This is a genomic window from Bradyrhizobium sp., assembly GCF_036009065.1.
Lineage (GTDB): Bacteria > Pseudomonadota > Alphaproteobacteria > Rhizobiales > Xanthobacteraceae > Bradyrhizobium.
The window spans coordinates 1-1,647 of sequence record NZ_DASYMN010000300.1 but is presented as its reverse complement, the minus strand read 5'-3'; the positions used below and the strand labels follow the sequence as shown (position 1 = coordinate 1,647).

Below are 1,647 nucleotides of genomic sequence, written 5' to 3'. Positions count from 1 at the left end.
ACCTACCTTCTCTACAAGCTCGTCTAAATTGCTACTTTGCTTTGCTGACCCATAGATATATTTTAGCTCCGATGCATAGATGACAGCGCCAAAATCTCGTGGGTGTGTAAAGGCCAGCTCAAACGTGTACCGGCGCGCCGGAGCAAGTGTGTACCAATTGGCTGAAGCTTAAGCGTTTGGCTGCGCGCCTGTCCCGCGTCACTGCGGCTGGAGTGCTGCTTGGATCTGGCTCTGCCGTTGGCTGCTTTTCAGGCGATAGCTGTCGCCGTTCATCTCCAGAATATGGACATGGTGGGTGAGCCGATCGAGCAAAGCTCCCGTGAGACGCTCTGAGCCAAAGATGCCGGTCCACTCGTCAAACGGCAGATTGCTCGTCACGATCACCGAGCCGCGCTCGTAGCGCCGGCTGAACACCTCAAACAGCAGCTCCGCTCCGGTGGTCGAAAGCGGCACATAGCCTAGCTCGTCGATGATCAGCAGCCTGTAGCTGGCCAGCTGCTTTTGCAGTCGCAGGAGCCGGCGCTCGCTACTCGCTTCGAGCAGTTCGTGAACCAGGGCCGATGCTGTCGTGAAGCCAACCGGCAGCCCTTTTTGGCAGGCTGCGAGGCCGAGCCCTAAAGCCACATGGGTTTTTCCCGTCCCGCTGTTGCCGAGGGCGATCACATTCTCGCGGCGCTCGATGTAGGCACAGCGGGCAAGTTCCAGAACCATCATCTTGTTCAGGCCCGGAAGAGCGTCAAAGTCGAAGCTGTCCAGGCTTTTGACCGCTGGGAACCGCGCCTGGCGGATGCGCCGCTCCACCATTCGCCCTTCGCGATCAAGCAGCTCGCGTTCGGCCAGGCGCAGCAGGTAACCGATATGATCAATCCCCTCCGCGGCGCATTGCCGAGCCAGTTTGTCATGATCGCGCAGGAACGTCGGCAGCCTGAGCGCCTTCAGATGATGGGCCAGCAACACCTGAGGCACATCGCTCATGGGCGTGTCTCGCTCAGCAGGGCCATGTAGGACTTCGCTGAGGTGGTCGCGACAGCGACCCGCGGCAGATAGGGATAGAGCATCAGGTCCAGCTTCGGCGGCCGTCGCTCGATGCGGCACAGGATCAGGTGCTTGACCGCATCAAAGCCGATGGCTCCGAGTCTCAGGGCCTCGCGCACGGCCGCGTGGACGTCCTCGAGCGGGAACGTCTCGAGAAGGCGCAGCACCTGGACGTACTCCCGCTTGCCATGCCTGCCCATGCGCGCCTCCATCAGGCGTCGCAAGGTTCCGAAGGCTTCGGGCAGATCCCAGCCCTGCAAGGGAGCGGCCTGGTCGAGGGCCCCGATCTTGCGCTCCAGCAGCGCGAGGTAGTGCAGCGGGTCGAAGATGAAGTCCGCGTGGGCATAGGAGCGCGGATGCCGGGCGATGATCTCAGCTCCACAGCCGATCACGACCTCATCGACGTAGCCGCGCACCAGCACCGCACGGTGGCCGTAGGCTGTGGGCACCGAGTAGTCGTTGCGGTCGTAGCGCACGAGGGCGAGCGAAGAGACCTGGGCGGCGGTGCGGTCGCAGGCTTCATACGCCACCGGCGGGCGGGCTTGCAGGGCTGTCAGGTCACGCACGAGGCGCTCGCCAATGCTCTCGGTCTGGCCGCGGACCCGATGATCC

2 protein-coding genes are annotated in these 1,647 nt (G+C 62.7%); both read right to left on the bottom strand.

Annotated elements, in window-relative coordinates:
• Positions 1-198: 198 nt before the first annotated feature.
• Complete coding sequence (gene istB, locus VGP39_RS18185; RefSeq protein WP_327569486.1) at positions 199-975, bottom strand: IS21-like element helper ATPase IstB; 777 nt, start codon at positions 973-975, stop codon at positions 199-201.
• The coding region (locus VGP39_RS18180) for a Mu transposase domain-containing protein (protein ID WP_414644717.1) at positions 972-1,647 on the bottom strand (676 nt) is incomplete at its 5' end. The genes VGP39_RS18180 and istB, both read right to left, overlap by 4 nt.

Coding starts and splice junctions, on each gene's coding strand:
- istB (WP_327569486.1), bottom strand. CDS start 975: ATGAGCGATGTGCCTCAGGTGTTGCTGGCCCATCATCTGAAGGCGCTC.